The sequence below is a fragment of the Psychrobacter sp. SC65A.3 genome (genome assembly GCF_025642195.1).
Lineage (GTDB): Bacteria > Pseudomonadota > Gammaproteobacteria > Pseudomonadales > Moraxellaceae > Psychrobacter > Psychrobacter cryohalolentis.
This window is the reverse complement of record NZ_CP106752.1, coordinates 296,293-311,894: the sequence shown is the minus strand read 5'-3', so window position 1 is coordinate 311,894 and position 15,602 is coordinate 296,293. Positions and strand designations below refer to the sequence as shown.

The 15,602-nt window shown below is 41.7% G+C and carries 14 protein-coding genes; 6 read left to right on the top strand and 8 right to left on the bottom strand.

Features of this window, described 5'->3' with window-relative positions; genetic code table 11:
- Window positions 1-55: 55 nt before the first annotated feature.
- Both OEG80_RS01350 and argS read right to left on the bottom strand, forming a co-directional pair.
- Window positions 56-847: an SPOR domain-containing protein gene (locus OEG80_RS01350; RefSeq protein ID WP_263241386.1), complete on the bottom strand. Its 792-nt coding sequence runs from the start codon at window positions 845-847 to the stop codon at window positions 56-58.
- Window positions 848-913: 66 nt separating this feature from the next.
- Window positions 914-2,743, bottom strand: coding sequence for an arginine--tRNA ligase (gene argS, locus OEG80_RS01345; RefSeq protein ID WP_263241385.1), 1,830 nt, complete (start codon window positions 2,741-2,743; stop codon window positions 914-916).
- 415 nt (window positions 2,744-3,158) lie between these two features.
- Here argS and OEG80_RS01340 point away from each other — a divergent pair, with 415 nt between their 5' ends.
- A complete protein-coding gene (locus tag OEG80_RS01340) occupies window positions 3,159-3,377 on the top strand; it encodes a DUF2788 domain-containing protein (RefSeq protein WP_263241384.1) in 219 nt (72 codons plus the stop codon).
- Window positions 3,378-3,421: 44 nt separating this feature from the next.
- Here the strand turns inward: OEG80_RS01340 and cmoB are convergent, their stop codons facing one another.
- Both cmoB and cmoA read right to left on the bottom strand, forming a co-directional pair.
- Window positions 3,422-4,504 (bottom strand): tRNA 5-methoxyuridine(34)/uridine 5-oxyacetic acid(34) synthase CmoB, encoded by a 1,083-nt coding sequence (cmoB, locus tag OEG80_RS01335; protein WP_263241383.1) that lies wholly within the window; start codon window positions 4,502-4,504, stop codon window positions 3,422-3,424.
- A 50-nt stretch (window positions 4,505-4,554) separates the two neighbouring features.
- A complete protein-coding gene (gene cmoA, locus OEG80_RS01330) occupies window positions 4,555-5,343 on the bottom strand; it encodes a carboxy-S-adenosyl-L-methionine synthase CmoA (RefSeq protein ID WP_263241381.1) in 789 nt (262 codons plus the stop codon).
- A 232-nt stretch (window positions 5,344-5,575) separates the two neighbouring features.
- Here cmoA and msrA point away from each other — a divergent pair, with 232 nt between their 5' ends.
- The 4 genes from msrA (at window position 5,576) to OEG80_RS01310 (ending at window position 9,440) form a co-directional block, all read left to right on the top strand.
- Window positions 5,576-6,097 carry a peptide-methionine (S)-S-oxide reductase MsrA gene (gene msrA, locus OEG80_RS01325; protein ID WP_263241380.1) on the top strand — a complete coding sequence of 174 codons (522 nt, stop codon included), beginning with the start codon at window positions 5,576-5,578 and terminating at the stop codon, window positions 6,095-6,097.
- 216 nt (window positions 6,098-6,313) lie between these two features.
- The gene (tmpT, locus tag OEG80_RS01320; RefSeq protein WP_011514554.1) at window positions 6,314-6,973 is read left to right on the top strand and encodes a thiopurine S-methyltransferase; all 660 of its coding nucleotides are present in this window, start codon (window positions 6,314-6,316) and stop codon (window positions 6,971-6,973) included.
- A gap of 12 nt (window positions 6,974-6,985) precedes the next feature.
- Complete coding sequence (locus tag OEG80_RS01315) at window positions 6,986-7,699, top strand: DUF1499 domain-containing protein (RefSeq protein ID WP_263241379.1); 714 nt, start codon at window positions 6,986-6,988, stop codon at window positions 7,697-7,699.
- Between the two features lie 268 nt (window positions 7,700-7,967).
- Window positions 7,968-9,440 (top strand): lytic murein transglycosylase, encoded by a 1,473-nt coding sequence (locus OEG80_RS01310; protein WP_263241377.1) that lies wholly within the window; start codon window positions 7,968-7,970, stop codon window positions 9,438-9,440.
- Between the two features lie 129 nt (window positions 9,441-9,569).
- Here the strand turns inward: OEG80_RS01310 and OEG80_RS01305 are convergent, their stop codons facing one another.
- The 4 genes from OEG80_RS01305 to OEG80_RS01290 all read right to left on the bottom strand — a co-directional run bounded on the left by OEG80_RS01305 (window position 9,570) and on the right by OEG80_RS01290 (window position 13,240).
- Window positions 9,570-9,869: a hypothetical protein gene (locus OEG80_RS01305; protein ID WP_263241375.1), complete on the bottom strand. Its 300-nt coding sequence runs from the start codon at window positions 9,867-9,869 to the stop codon at window positions 9,570-9,572.
- Between the two features lie 205 nt (window positions 9,870-10,074).
- Window positions 10,075-11,103 (bottom strand): DUF4062 domain-containing protein, encoded by a 1,029-nt coding sequence (locus OEG80_RS01300; protein WP_263241373.1) that lies wholly within the window; start codon window positions 11,101-11,103, stop codon window positions 10,075-10,077.
- Between the two features lie 208 nt (window positions 11,104-11,311).
- Entirely contained in the window at window positions 11,312-12,313 is a 1,002-nt protein-coding gene (gene murI / locus OEG80_RS01295; RefSeq protein ID WP_263241372.1) for a glutamate racemase, read from the bottom strand.
- 171 nt (window positions 12,314-12,484) lie between these two features.
- A complete protein-coding gene (locus OEG80_RS01290) occupies window positions 12,485-13,240 on the bottom strand; it encodes a DUF1285 domain-containing protein (RefSeq protein ID WP_263241371.1) in 756 nt (251 codons plus the stop codon).
- Window positions 13,241-13,879: 639 nt separating this feature from the next.
- Here OEG80_RS01290 and OEG80_RS01285 point away from each other — a divergent pair.
- The gene (locus OEG80_RS01285; RefSeq protein ID WP_041772654.1) at window positions 13,880-15,517 is read left to right on the top strand and encodes an electron transfer flavoprotein-ubiquinone oxidoreductase; all 1,638 of its coding nucleotides are present in this window, start codon (window positions 13,880-13,882) and stop codon (window positions 15,515-15,517) included.
- The last annotated feature ends 85 nt before the right edge of the window (window positions 15,518-15,602 follow it).

The following is a 15,602-nucleotide window of genomic DNA, read 5'->3' as shown; positions in this document are numbered from 1 at the left end:
GTATAAAAAAAGCGCCACTGTGACGCTTTTTTTAAACAATCAAATCAATCTAAAACTACCGACGTTGTTCAACGATAATAGAATCAATTCCGTTATTTTGCAGGCGCTGCTGAGCAGTAGCAACGGCTTGACGACTATTCATCGGGCGTGAAATCACCTGATAGATAGGCAAGCCATTACCAGTCGTGTTTTTAACGACTTTCGCATCAACACCTGCCATCAGTACTTGCGCACGGCGACGGTCGGCTTCATCAGCATCACCAAAACTGTTAATTTGTAAGATATACGTAGCAGCAGGCTTAGCAGCTTGAATACTTGCATTGCCAGCATTGGGTTTGTTTGCATTAGTACCCGGATTGCTTGTCGCTGGCGTGCCGTCGTAGGTCGCATCTTCTTCAATAATAACGATATCATCATTACCAGTAGCTGCGCCAGCATTTGGCGCACTGGTTGTACCTTCAGAAATATTACCCGTATCATCATTAGCACTAGGCACATTACTGTCATTTTGATTGACTATCACATCCGGTTCAAATTCTATGATTTCACCCAGCTGGTCATTGTCGGTCTTATCAAATTCTTCATCAGGGACGGTTGCCATTTCTTGATTGGGTAAAATATCATAGAATTCATAATCACCATTGTCTGCATCAGGATCCACTCGTTGCTGTATTTGCTTATTAGGATCTCCAGCCGTATCAGCGGGACTAAAATTAAACCATGGTGACAGATATAAGAATACCCCGATCATCAGTGTCAACACTGCGCCAACAAACATCCATAATAAGCCTGACGCACTACTTGTTTTGCGCTTTTCAGTGGCACCTCTTGGTTTTTTGGCTAACATGGATCGCATTCTCCCTACTGAATCTATCTGTCATTATTGAATTATTACTGTCAGTTGCCAGCTTTATTACATGCTAGACGGTGCAGACAGCCCTAATAGACCAAGCCCGTTACTGATAACTTGGCGTACTGCTTTAGATAAACGTAAACGAGCTTGCATCATCGCCATCTCATCGGCGCTTGGTGTCTCACCTGAAGTCAGGCTCACAGGCAAAATACGATTGCTATCGTACCAACCATGGAATAACGCTGCCAACTCTTTAAGGTAATTAGTCAAGATGTGCGGCTCATAACCTGTCGCTGAGCGCATTAAGGTAGCAGGATAAGCGGCAAGCAGCTTAATCAACTCTTCTTCACTTGGTGCAACAAGTAATTCTTGCTGCGCCGCACCTATCGCATCATCCACACTTAAACCGCTGGCTTGTAGTTTTTCTAACACACGGCAAACGCGGGCATGTGCATATTGAATGTAATAAACTAAGTTGTCTTTACTTTGCGATTTCGCAAGCTCTAAGTCAAAATCAACGTGTACTTCAGGCTTACGCGCGACGTAATAAAAACGCGCTGCATCGTTGCCAACTTCGTGACGTAGCTCACGTAAGGTCACGAATTTGCCAGAGCGTGATGACATTTGTACTTTTTCATCACCGCGCCATAATGCGACAAACTGCACTAATACCACATCTAAACGGTCGGCATCGATACCAAGCGCCAATAAAGCCGCTTTTACGCGCGGTACATAGCCATGGTGGTCTGCACCCCAAACGTTCACGACTTTGTCAAAACCGCGATCGAATTTATTTTTATGATAGGCGATATCAGAGGCAAAGTAGGTGCTTTGCCCATTAGCGCGGCGTACGACACGGTCTTTTTCATCGCCAAAATCCGTCGATTTAAACCAGATATTGCCGTCTTTTTCGTAGAGATAGCCTTTGTCTTCTAAAATCTGTAAGACTGGCTCAATCTCGCTATCAATTGATCTTTCGCTAAACCAGCATTCATAACTCACACCGAAGTCATTTAGATCGTCTTTGATATCAGCCAAAATACTGCTTAATGCTGCATTTAGAAACAGCTCATAACCATTACCAAGTAAAGCTTTACTATTGGCAATTAGACCATCGATATGGGCTTCTTTATCACCTGATAGCAGTACTTTTTCGCCATCGGCATTTATTTCGAACTGCGCATCTTCTGGCACGTTCTCGGCAATATCTGCGAAACGATGTACGTAAGTATCAGCATGCTGCGTCTTTAATGTCTGAGCAATATCACTGACATAGTCGCCTTGATAGCCGTTGACGGGGAAGGTGACAGTCTCACCATTGGTTTCTAGATAGCGCAAATAAGTACTGGTCGCTAAGATATCCATCTGGCGACCGGCATCATTGACATAGTACTCACGCGTGACATCATAGCCAATCGCCTCAAGCAAGTTTGATACGCTCATACCAAATGCAGCGCCGCGACCGTGACCAACGTGTAAGCTAGAAGTTGGGTTAGCAGAGACAAATTCGACCTGTATTTTTTGTCCGTCAAACTGCTTGCTTAAGCCAAAGCCATTTTGCAAATTGAAGATATCATCTAACACTGCAAACTTGGCTTCAGTATTCAAAAACACATTGATAAACCCTGGACCCGCGATTTCTATTTGGCGGATATCTTGATTCTCAGGCAATGCATTAACGATTTTTTCAGCCACTTGACGCGGATTGGCTTTGGCAGCTTTGGCAGCAGTCAGGGCAATATTGCTGGCAAAATCACCATGGCTGGTATCCTTAGTACGCGTAATTTGGCTATTATTTTGCCAATCAGCTGGTAATTCGCCGTCATTTTTTAGGACTGCAATCGCACTGTCAAACAGTGAGGTAAGCGTATCGATTTGGGCTTGTGACATAGGACTATAAACTCGGATAAATAAACAATAAAAGTGGTGGTATATCAAATATGATAAAAAGATAAGTAACCTGCAAATATAACAACCTTTACCTACTATTGCACTATTTGGACCAAAAATAGCGATAAAATGCTATTTACAGCAAGGTGCTAGGGTTTATTTGACGTTTAAGGGTTATTATAATTGGCAGATGGCTCATAGGTCAGAGTTATTGTAGCGTTCCTGTTTCCCAAGGTTGATGAAACATTCATACCTAGCCTATTCCACGTTATAATAACGCCATTTATTGGCTACTTTCTCTAGATATCGTGACGCTTAAATATTTATTCAACTATTTGTAAATATTTCATTAATAAGCAATAAAATAACGAACAGAGAACGTGGTACTTTATGACTTTATATATAGGATAAAATTATGTTTGCCATTGCTGCCAGTACCGTTACCAGTTGGGGGCTTTACATCTTATTGCCCATTTTTATTGCCTTTTTATTCTTTATCATTTGGGACTTATCAAAACAGTCTGGTGCTGGTCGCGCTGGTACATTCTGGATGTTTTTGGCACTTGGTGCTGGTTTTATCGGTTTTATCTTAAAAGTATTGTTAGAAATGGCATTTACACGGTGGTTTATCTAAAAAGCATTGAAGATTTACTGCTTTAGCAATCATTTTTTTTGCGATTATTTCTTGGCAATTAGAGTAGCACGCATCGGCGCAGGATAGCCTTCAAGAGTTTTGCTAGAATCATTAGGATCTAAAAAATCTGCTAACGAATGATAAGTCATCCATTCAGTTTTGCGCTGTTCATCGACTGAAGTTACTGCCACATCGACGCAGCGTACTTCAGTAAAACCAGCTTTCTCTAACCAGCCTATTAATGCGGCAACCGAAGGTAAAAAGTACACATTATTCATTTGAGCATAGCGGTCATGCGGTACCAGTACCGTATTGGAATCGCCTTCTATTACCAAAGTTTCAAGTACCAGCTCACCGCCTTTGACCAACTGCCCTTTAAGCTGTTGCAAGTGCTCAAAAGGTGACTGACGGTGGTACAGCACACCCATGCCAAACACGGTATCAAACAGCTGGCTATTATCCGGTAATGCTTCAAGCGGCACTGGAATATAATGAGTTCGATAACGCTCTGTACCATGAGTATGAGCATCTGCGCTATCTACAAAATGCCGAATCGCCATAAACTGATGGTAAAACAAGCACGACGGATCAATGATGATGACCGTATCGGCGCCTGCTCCTGCCATACGCCAACCATGATAACCAGAACCACCACCAACATCTAAGACGCGGCGACCTTTTAAAGGACTCAAATGCGGTGCGACTCGTTGCCACTTCCAATCACTGTGCCATTCGGTATCAATCAATATTGGCGCGGCTTGTTCATCTTCATTCTGACCACTATCAATTTGATTTTCGAACTGACCACCAATTTGAAAAGGCCCTTTGCGCCACGGCATCAGTTGCTTTAATAATGCTATTATTTGTTTGCGCTGAGACTCACTAAGATTTGCCTCAATCGTCAGGACATCACTGTTCAGATCGACATGATTGACTGTTATATTCGGTAAACGCGCAACCGATGCTTGATAGGCAGGCGCATGCGCGTAATTGGCTTTGTCCTTGATATCATTTAACCATCTAGGTAATTGTGTGAGCCATTCATAAGCATTTGGCTGCTGTTGCGCTAGTTCTAGCAGGGTTAAATACAGTTCACGTTCGGCGTGGGCAATAGTGTCGTTAAGCATAAAAGCAGGTTACCGTATTGATCAAAAAACAACTGTGTTAAAAATAAGAATTATTTAAACGCCACAATAGAGACAAAGTTTAAAAATTGAAACCACGTGAGATGACGCTGAAAGCCAACATCACTCAATCGTGCGTGATGTTCATCTAAAGTATCCGTAATAAGAACGTTTTCTAGTGCATTTCGTTTGCCGCTGATTTCCATCTCGGTATAGCCGTTGGCACGTTTAAAATCGTAATAACGTTCAACCAACCACGCATCATACTGCTCATCAAAAGCATGAGTCTTTTCGGTCAATACCAATATACCGCCTTCGCTGAGTGCCGCATAAATCTTTTCTAACACCGCCACTCTATCGGCAGCCGGTAAAAACTGTAAGGTTAAATTTAAAATCACCATATCACATGGCTCAAGCTCAATATCGCGAATATCCGCAGTGATAACCTCTATGTCATGCTCAGGATAATTATCATTCAGTAAAGTAGTCGCTTCAGTGGTCATCGCAGGTGAAATATCAATCGCTTTAATTTGCAAATCTTGCGGCTCAAACTCGCCAGCCAAGGTCATACTTGCAGCACCCAGTGAGCAACCCAAATCATAAATACGGCTCACACGCTGCCCACTACCACTCTGTTGGCGATATTTACAATGACGACGAGCAAATATGGGTAACATCGCCAATACCTGACCATAACCGGGAACACTGCGACGAATCATATCCGGAAAACAAGCCACCACTTGCTCATCAAATGAAAAGCGAGCTGCTTTATCTAGTGGCGTGGTGAATAAGGTGTCATGTTTAACAGTGGTAGGCTGAGATTGGCTCATAATGTGACTCATTCTTTGGTAATTAAACTAAACTTTAACGTGTGTAATCATCTTGACTGACGCTATCAATAATAAGCAGCTGATAATAACGAGCTTTTTAACGTAGCAAAAGCCCATTATAACATTACTATTTGTTACTTATCGCAGGCAACTGCACTGTTAAGCTAAATGTATATCGCCAAGCAAAATAAATTTGTAAAACATGCTTGGCTCATATTTTATAATGATAAGAATAGGAAGAATTATGCAAACCATTATATTAGGCGGTGGCTGTTTTTGGTGCACCGAATCAGTATTTTTATCCGTAAAAGGCGTACAGACTGTAATATCAGGTTATATGGGCGGCGATGCGGTATCAGCCAACTATGAAGCAGTCTGCGGTGGGGATACTGGTCACGTTGAAGTGATTAAAGTCGAATTTGACGAATCGATTGTCCCATTAGAGGTGATACTTGATGTCTTCTTTGCCACTCATGATCCCACCACGATGGATCGTCAGGGTAATGATGTAGGTAGCCAATATCGTAGCGTCGTGTTCTACACTGATGAAACGCAAAAACCGACCATCGATCGTACCATTAACAAGCTGCGTGACATGGGTATAAATGTGGTGACCGAAGTACATCCTGCGGTTGAATTTTATCAAGCAGAAGAGACACATCAAGACTTTTTTAATCGCAACCCAGGACAAGCTTATTGCAACTTTGCCATACCACCAAAACTTGCCAAACTGCGTAAAGAGTTCAGTCAATATATGGTGAGCTAAGCATCACATTGCCTAACAATTTATTCGTTTCAGACATGTCTTAATTTATTATTTGATAAAAGCCAAATGCTTATAATATAAGTATTTGGCTTTTTTAATTCTTGATAATTTTATTGGAGTTAATGACTTTGACAATATCAAGCGACAAGTTATGATAATGCATCGACTGTGAAAAATAACTGATAATAGAAATTCTTATAACTGAAGGCTAAAGCAATGAATCCAGAATTTTGGCAGGCTCGCTGGAAGGAAAAACGCATCGGCTTTAATCAGCCTAAAGTGAATCCTTTGTTGATTAAATACTTTTCAGATTTAAAGATGGCCACCGGAAGCCGTATATTCATCCCTTTATGCGGCAAATCTATTGATATGATTTGGCTAGCCAATCAAGGTTTTGATATGGTCGGCGTTGAATTGGTTGAGTCAGCGGTACAGGAATTTTTTGCTGAAAATAATATCTCTTATACGATAAAAGCGCATGATAAAAATTCAAATATTAAATGCTATCAAGGGCAGTTATCAGGACAAACAATAGCGTTATGGGTTGCAGATATATTTATGCTACGTACTAATGATGTTGGTCGCGTTGATGCGGTCTACGATCGAGCAGCATTAATTGCGATGCCAGCAGAGTTGCGCCCGCAATATAGCCAGCAAGTCATCGACCTCAGTCAAAACGCTCATCAGTTATTACTGACACTCAATTACGACCAAAATGAGCGAGCAGGACCGCCCTTTTCAATCAGTCATGAGCAAATCCAGCAGTACTATAGCGCTCACTATCAAATTCAAGAGCTTGAGGGCAAACCATCGACTTTAAACGCCGCACCTGAGATGACGGTGACAGAGAATGTTTGGTTGTTGAATAAACCATAAGCGAGAAATCTAATGAAAATTTTAGTGAGTTTCGTAAGTCTCATTGCTTTCTTATTAGTCGTATTGACAGGCCCTCTTTATAAGTATGACATCATTGAATTAGGTACGGTGTTTACAGGATTTAAATATGGCATATTGACCGCTGTTGCAGCCCTTGTATTGCTCGTATTACAAGTTATATTTAAGCGAAATACACTAACGCTTGCCAATGTGGTAGTCACCATTGCGTTATCGGCCGTTGCTCTCGGATTACCACTTAGTATGCTGAGTAAGGGCAAAAGCGTAGCGCCTATTCATGATATTTCAACTGACTTAATCAACCCACCTGAGTTTGTCGCTATTGCTCCGCTACGGGCTGACGCACCCAATCCAGTCGCTTATGCTGGTGAAGCAACTGCCGAGCAACAACGTCAAAGCTATCCGGAACTAAAAACGCTAGTCTATTCACAATCAAAAGCTGAATTGGTAAACGCTGCCGAACAAGTTGCCAAAAATTTAGGTTGGGAGCTTGTCAATATCGATGCTAATAAAGGTATTGTTGAAGCAACAGATACTACGGCGTGGTTTGGTTTTAAAGATGATGTCGTTGTACGTATCAATGATAATGGTAGCGTGCGTCTGGTTGATATCCGTAGTAAATCGCGAGTTGGCGGTAGCGATTTGGGTAAAAACGCAGCACGTATTCATGATTTTATTGAGAAGTTGGATATCATTTTAGCGGAATAGCTTTGTAAAACACCTGTAAAATTAATCATCCACATTAAAACCAAAAACTTTACTAAAATTATGTAATGCTATATTTTTCTAAAACCCTATCCTAACCTCACGCCAACGTCAGCTTATAGTAACCGAGTGCTACGATACCTTTTCTTTACTATTGAGATTGGTTACTCTAAGTAAAATCGACTTTTCATCGCTTTGTTTTACTTTCTAATAAATAATTTCTAGTAACTGTTTTTTTTAACAGCTACTTCGACGCTTATAGGATATTTTTATGCGCTTGAATCACTTATCCACCTTATCTTTATTGACGGCAGCGATTGGCTTAAGTCTTGTCAGCACCGCTCAAGCTGCCAAGCCAGACGCACCAAATTTGTCTAATGCTCAGTTTCAGCAGTGTCTAGATGGTCTAAAAAACTCTAGCAAATTTCGTGATGTTGATAGCTATACCTTTAATAACTATCGTCCCAGTGAGCCTGACCCTAGTGTTATTCAATCGCTAAACTATCAACCTGAATTCCAAAAAGACGTTTGGGATTATTTGTCATCACTTGTTGATACCGAACGCGTAGAAGATGGTATCCGTGCCAAGCGTCAATGGGCGGATACGTTACGTAAAATTGAATCGCGCTATGGCGTTAAAGCCGAGCACGTATTAGGCGTTTGGGGTGTGGAGTCTAACTTTGGGCAGACATTGGGAAAAAAACCTTTGTTTGAATCTTTAGCGACCCTATCTTGCTTTGATCGCCGCCAAAGCTATTTCCAAGGCGAATATGCCAATGCACTAAAAATCGTCCAAAACGGTGATATTGCGCCAAGCGATATGACAGGTTCATGGGCAGGCGCGTTTGGTCAGACGCAGTTTATGCCAAGTACATTTTTAGAGTTGGCAGTCGACTTCGATGGCGATGGTCGCCGCGACTTGGTCAATAGCGTCCCCGATGCCCTTGCCTCTACGGCAAACTTCTTAGATAAACGTGGCTACCGTTCAGGCGAAGCATGGGGTTATGAGGTAAAACTGCCAAGTGGATTTTGGGCAGCGTCCAACCGTAAAGATAAAAAGTCGATGAGCCACTGGCGCAATCAAGGTTTAACCCTTGCTAACGGCAGCCCACTGCCTTCTGACTTGAGTAGTGCTGGATTATTATTACCAGCAGGTCCTGACGGCCCTGCATTCTTAGTCGGTAAAAACTTTGATACGTTCTATTCTTATAACGCCTCAGAAAGCTATGCACTGGCGATTGCCCATTTATCAGATTTGATTACTCGCGAAAGTAGCAGTAAAACTGACTTTATCACAGCATGGCCAACTGACGATCCTGGTATTGGTCGCCAAGAATCCAGAGCGATTCAGCAAGCATTATTAAATGCAGGATATGATATCGGCGCCGTCGATGGCATTATCGGTGACAATACTCGTACTGCTATCCAGCAGTACCAGTCTAGCCGTGGCATTTTTCCAGCTGATGGACGTGCAGGGCAGAAATTCTATCGTGCCATCGTTGGTAATACGGCGCCTAATACTTCGCAATACGGCAATCAGTATAACCAGCCAACAAACAGTCGTCCTTTAAACCCCGCGTCTGCTGATCGTATGGGACAATTGATTCAACAGCAAAATACTACACCTAATAGCTACTCGCAGCCTACAGCGATCAGCCCATCAAACTCAAGCACAACGCGATATCGCCGTGTAACGGGTGCTGATGGTACTATAAAACTGGTACGTATTGATGAAGGCTCTTGATTAGGTAATGTCTTTTAAGTATTAATAAAAATAAAAAGCCACGCTAATTAGCGTGGCTTTTTGATCATGTCAGTTCTGACACTCTTTATGACTTGACACAGTTTATATGATATATCTAATTTTCAAACATTAAACGATAGGTGGTGGATTCGGCTTACCATTGTCACCATCCCAATTTTCACGAGCTTTATCATCTAAATCTGCTGGCGTCTTAGGCTCCCATTTGCCATTTTCTTTCCACGTGGCATCACCCCAATCTGCATCCTCTTCCTTTCTATCCAATTCCTTATAGACTTTGGTCGGATCGATACCGCGGCGCTTCATATCTGCTACTTGCTCTTCTAACGTATGAAACTGACTTGCCTCATGCATGGTTTGCTCTAAGCTATCCAACTCACTTTTTAACGCGTCATTTTTAGTATTACTCATTATTGGCTCTCCTTAATTGCTCAGTATTATTATGTGTTCATCCTGATCATTATTACGAGTATCAAAGGGATTCACAACGAGTACCACGTATACTTTGTATTACAAAACGTAGCCATCAGCAAAAAATGTGTTAGTGAATCATGATTTGTATGAGGTTCTAAGATTGGTAGCAACGATAATGACTGATAATAGCGAAGGCGATAATTTAGCTAATGGCGGTTGATATAGCAGGATTTTCTATCGATGGCTTTTTTGCATCAAGTAAACTTTTTGCATAAAAAGTCAGCTTCCAAAGCTCCTGTGTGACCCGTGTTCCATAGGTAGTTAGCTGTATCCAATTAGCAGCAACCAATTGCCGCTGTAGATGATTGAGATCGTCTTGAGAGATTTGACAACGTGCCACAGCATGGACATTTGGCATCTCGCGCTTGATATCGATCTCAGCTCGCACAGCGATTAAGCGGTTGATACCACTTTGTAAACCATAACTTGAAAAAGTAGCTGGCATCTTTATCAGAGTAATTAATACGTCTTGCCATGACAATACCATTGGTCTTGTCACATCGGTTAAATTACCTCCCTCATAAGCTTGGGCTTTATAGTGAATCTCAAAGGTCTCTGTCAATACGATTGGCTTACTGACATTATCGTCCATACTCTGACTAGGGACGACAGTAGTCTCTTGCCCTGTCACTCTATTATTTGTCAAAGTAGCCGCTAGAGTCTCAGATGCTGAAGGTTTATTAGTCTTCATCGCCTCTTCATCAACCCTGATCCATCCCGCAGCTATATTATGGCTAGCAACCATTTTGTAATAGGCTTGGATAAGCAATTGCTCGATGTCGTTTTCTGTCTCGTAATAATAAATCTTATCCGTTTTTGACGTTACTGCACTGGTAAATTCTTGCAACTGTCTACTGATATTGGCGCCGTTATGATGTTTCTTTATTAGTATCAATAAAGGTTTGAGCTTCGCTTTAGCATTGAGATAGCTCAAATGCATTTGACTAACACCATTATTTTGCGTCGTACCGTAGCTATCGCCAATGACCATTAAAGCATAATCACAAGCATCAATACACTGACGCCCATATAACGAAGCTTTGGGTAATCTACTAGAAGCATCATAGGTTAAAAAGGCACGGCCTTGAAAAAATATCGCAATACTATCCAATACCAATAACTGGTCGTTATCAGCACATACAATATGAATATGGTAGCGACGGTTTGGCACAATCACCTCTATCTCTATTAGCTGGTCGAAAAAGATACGTTCTCAGAGTTCTCAGAAAAATTATAATAATAAGCAATTAAAATATTCTGTTTGGCAAATACAAGCCTAGCATAATATTGCTAGAATGCGTTTACTTTATTTCCAATTCCATTAATATACTACGGAATTATAACAGCTGTATCGAGATTAATCCTAGGCGCCTCTAAGGCTAATACCCAAAATGAGGATGGTATTGTAAATGCGTTTGCTCGCCAAGTAAGCGTGATAGCAGCAAATCCATCTGCTTATCGTATTTGGTCGCATAGAATATCAACGGTGGCTTAATCTGATTGTCACTCAAACTGGTATCTAAAACACCATTTCTATCTAATCCATCTATAGGCAATGCTGACAAATTATTGGCGATCAACAATTGCTTAACGCGCTCCGCAATTGCTTGACCTGAATCAACCACTTGCATTGATAGTCTTTGCGCTTCAATTGCTTGCATCACAAAATCTTTAAAGAATGGATAATGTGTACAGCCTAATACCAGCTGGTCTACCCCATCCTTTGCGAACACTTGCAATTGCTGACGAAGATTTTGCGCCGTTTCACTGTTTTCCGGCATACCTGATTCTACCCAAGGCACAAGTTGCGGGTCAAAATATTTGGTCACTCTGGTTGCACTTGGACTGGCTATCGTAGCAATGACATCGTTCAGGAGTTTACCGTTTAGAGTCGCTTTGGTTGCTAGTACCGCCACATGACCACTTTTACTGGCCAATACCGCAGGTTTCAATGCTGGTACCAAACCCACAATGGGTAGCTGCGGATAATGGCACCTTGCTGTCTGCAACGCATAGGCTGAAGCACTATTACACGCAATGACAATAAGCTTGCAGCCTTGCTGATATAGCCACTCTACTGCCGTCAATGTGAATGTTTTAATCTCATCACTACCTCGATTGCCATAGGGCACATTCAGGGTATCAGCATAGTAAATATAACGTTCATTGGGCAGTTGCTGGGCTAAATGTAGATAAACAGACAAGCCACCAATACCGGAATCAAATAAGCCAATGGGCGCGCTACGGTCTGGATCTGCCTTTATCCCTTTATTATGATTGTATATCACACTATCGACCATCGCTTCTTCAGCAGTGTCATTATCAGAAATTATTGAGTAAGTATTAACTGTGTTAGTAACAGCACTTGCGGCAACTTTCATATTATTTCACCGCCATTTTGATAAAAATACTGTCATACCGACCCTACTAGTAAATTTAACCAATATTACTTTCAATAATAGTCCCATAAATAAAAAGGGCTATAAGATAGATAACAAGATTTGCTCAAGATAAATAGCAATCACTGGCTAATTATAGCTCATTATTGACCGTTAAATAGATGTCATCGTCAATGTATAAGCATGACCGCCACTTTGCAGGGTTAGCGTGGTTTTATCATCTTGCTCTGTCAATTCGCCAATCTCGGTTAGATGATAAAATACATTGCGACCAATAAGTGCCGTCAATCCATTTCGAACCAGCATATAAGGACGCATTTGTACCTCAGATGTTAATTGTTGGTTTTCCTCTCCGTGACTATTATGAACAGCATCCATATCATTAGAGTGATCATTTCTATTTTCATTACCCTCTACATTAACAGAGTCATAGGGACGTAAAAAAATAGGATGCTCATCATCTAAGCGTACGACATCACCCGTTGTCGTGGTAAATTCAAGCCAACTATTAGTGTCTTCGTTGACGATACCGACATCATTGATTAATAGTGGCGCATCTTCCACTTGGATACGCAATTTCTGTACGGGCGTCTTTAGAAAATACTCAGTCACGCCTTCTTTTTCTTCTTTCCATAAGATAGTGGCAAACAGACTGACTAATGACTCTCGGGTCATGTGTCCGCCTTCATGCCACCACTCGCCATTGGCTTTGATGACCAAATCCATATCATCGATTTGTTCAGGATGCCAATTTTCTAGTGGCGGTATTGCACGTCCTTCACGTGTTCCTGCCGCAGACTTTAAATATTGGCTCAAATTGTCTATAGTATTTAGCTCAGACAGCTTGTCATTAGAGGTTTTAGCAGCTTTTAAAGTCGTGGCATCGATATCTTTATTATTATCTGTCATCGTACAATCCTTCACGTAGTAATCAAAGTTTGGCAAATCTGTTATTACTATAAATTTTAGTTTCGGGTATGATAAGACAATATCGTCATTGTCCCCCCACCGTCTTAATCTTACTTTAACACTGATGTTGTGAAATGCGTATCGTGTTTGTGGGACTTTTCTTTTATAATAAGTAACGATTTTTTATTTGAACTAGTCTGGTGGGCGTTGTACTAACGACACATTTTACGTTATGTTTTGAAGGTTTTTAAAAACACTTTCATCGTAACGTTGTCAACTGATACCGTAAAGACCCTTTTTATCGGGCAGCCATATGTCTGAGTAAAGTTAGCGCCACAAGCCTTATTATTCAATTGTTAAGCTAATGATGCCCTGAGATAAGCCACTACAAGTTTAGGAGTAGGTATGCAAGAGCAAGACAATCAATCGCCAGTTATTGATGGTGATACTGTAAATATCGACACGCCAATCGTGACAGACACAGCAAATCCAGAGCCAGCAGTGGTAACACCAGAAGTGCTCGCTGAAGAAACGCCCGTTATTGTAGATACGCAAGCCGTTGAGCCAGTTGCTGAAACGATCGTTGTCGACAAAGCGCCAGAACCTGTTGCAGCAGAACCTGAAGTAGAACGTGAGTCAATGGAATTTGATGTCATTATCGTTGGTGGTGGACCTGCCGGACTTTCAGCTGCCATCCGTCTACGTCAGCTTGCCATCGCAGCAGGTAACGATGAGTTCATGGTTTGTGTGGTCGAAAAAGGCTCAGAGTTTGGCGCTCATACTCTCTCTGGTGCGGTCATGGAAACACGCGCTTTGGATGAGTTGATTCCAGATTGGAAAGAAAAAGGCGCACCGCTAAACGTTCCTGCAATTGAAGATCGCGTCTATATGCTGGGTTCAGCGACCAAATCTATCAAATTAATGGATTCGGTCATTCCTGCCAGCATGCATAACCAAGGCAACTATATTGTCTCATTAGGCAACGTCGTTCGTTGGTTGGCTCAACAAGCTGAAGAGCTAGAAGTCATGATGTTCCCAGGCTTCCCCGCTGATGAAATCTTATATAATGATGATGGTTCAGTTAAAGGCGTATTGACAGGCGACATGGGTGTGGCTGCCAGTGGCGAAGCGAAACATAGCTTTGAGCCAGGTTATGAGCTGCTTGCTAAATATACTATATTTACCGAAGGTAGCCGTGGTCACTTAGGCAAGCGCTTGATCAGTCGTTTTAATCTTGATAAAGACTGTGACCCACAACACTATGGTATTGGTCTAAAAGAGCTATGGGATATTGATCCTGCTAAGCATGAAGAAGGTGTGGTCATGCATGGTTCAGGTTGGCCTTTGACTGACACTGGCTCAACTGGAGGCTGGTGGTTGTATTTCGCTGAAAACAATCAAGTAAGCTTTGGTCTTGTTATTGATCTCTCCTATTCTAATCCATATATGTCGCCATTTGATGAGATGCAGCGTCTAAAACTACATCCGCTTATCCGTAATGTTCTAGAAGGCGGTAAACGTATCTCTTACGGCGCACGCTCGTTAACTAAAGGCGGTTTAAACTCCTTGCCAAAATTCACCTTCCCAGGTGGTGTATTAGCTGGTGATGACGCAGGTTTCTTAAATCCTGCCAAAATCAAAGGTACCCATACTTCAATGAAGTCAGGGATGCTAGCGGCTGAGGCAATTTTCGAAGCCTTGCAAGAAGGTCGTCAACATGATGAAGTGCTGGCTTATACTACGATGTTTGAAGAGTCTTGGTTGTATAAAGACAACTATGAAGCACGTAACTTTGCTCCTGCTATGCACCGTATGGGTCAATGGATGGGCGGCGCGTTTACTTTTTTAGAGCAAAATCTGATGGGCGGCAAGATGCCTTTGACCATTCATGACAATAAAAAAGATTATGATCAGCTTGAGCGTGCGGCTCATGCCTATCAGCCAACCTATGCAAAACCGGACGGCAAATTGGTATTTGATAAATTATCGTCAGTATTTATCTCAAATACCAATCATACTGAAGATCAACCAGTACATTTAAAATTAACTGATCCAACAGTGCCTGTTACTATTAACTTACCACTCTATGCTGAGCCAGCGCGTTTATACTGCCCAGCTGGTGTTTATGAGATTGTAAAAGACGCAGAAGGTGCTAAATTTGTCATCAATGCGCAAAACTGTGTCCATTGCAAAACTTGTGATATTAAGGACCCTTCACAGAACATCACGTGGGTAACGCCAGAAGGCGGTGGCGGTCCTAACTATCCAAACATGTAAATTGTTATTTATATATTGTTTAGATGGTTATTATTTAAAATAAGCTGCAAAAAAATCGCCCTCAAAAGGGCGATTTTTTGTTATA

Bases quoted from the DNA above. Each gene is read 5' to 3' on its own strand.
- OEG80_RS01350 (WP_263241386.1), bottom strand. From the start codon at position 847: ATGTTAGCCAAAAAACCAAGAGGTGCCACTGAAAAGCGCAAAACAAGT.
- argS (WP_263241385.1), bottom strand. From the start codon at position 2,743: ATGTCACAAGCCCAAATCGATACGCTTACCTCACTGTTTGACAGTGCG.
- OEG80_RS01340 (WP_263241384.1), top strand. From the start codon at position 3,159: ATGTTTGCCATTGCTGCCAGTACCGTTACCAGTTGGGGGCTTTACATC.
- cmoB (WP_263241383.1), bottom strand. From the start codon at position 4,504: ATGCTTAACGACACTATTGCCCACGCCGAACGTGAACTGTATTTAACC.
- cmoA (WP_263241381.1), bottom strand. From the start codon at position 5,343: ATGAGTCACATTATGAGCCAATCTCAGCCTACCACTGTTAAACATGAC.
- msrA (WP_263241380.1), top strand. From the start codon at position 5,576: ATGCAAACCATTATATTAGGCGGTGGCTGTTTTTGGTGCACCGAATCA.
- tmpT (WP_011514554.1), top strand. From the start codon at position 6,314: ATGAATCCAGAATTTTGGCAGGCTCGCTGGAAGGAAAAACGCATCGGC.
- OEG80_RS01315 (WP_263241379.1), top strand. From the start codon at position 6,986: ATGAAAATTTTAGTGAGTTTCGTAAGTCTCATTGCTTTCTTATTAGTC.
- OEG80_RS01310 (WP_263241377.1), top strand. From the start codon at position 7,968: ATGCGCTTGAATCACTTATCCACCTTATCTTTATTGACGGCAGCGATT.
- OEG80_RS01305 (WP_263241375.1), bottom strand. From the start codon at position 9,869: ATGAGTAATACTAAAAATGACGCGTTAAAAAGTGAGTTGGATAGCTTA.
- murI (WP_263241372.1), bottom strand. From the start codon at position 12,313: ATGAAAGTTGCCGCAAGTGCTGTTACTAACACAGTTAATACTTACTCA.
- OEG80_RS01290 (WP_263241371.1), bottom strand. From the start codon at position 13,240: ATGACAGATAATAATAAAGATATCGATGCCACGACTTTAAAAGCTGCT.
- OEG80_RS01285 (WP_041772654.1), top strand. From the start codon at position 13,880: ATGGAATTTGATGTCATTATCGTTGGTGGTGGACCTGCCGGACTTTCA.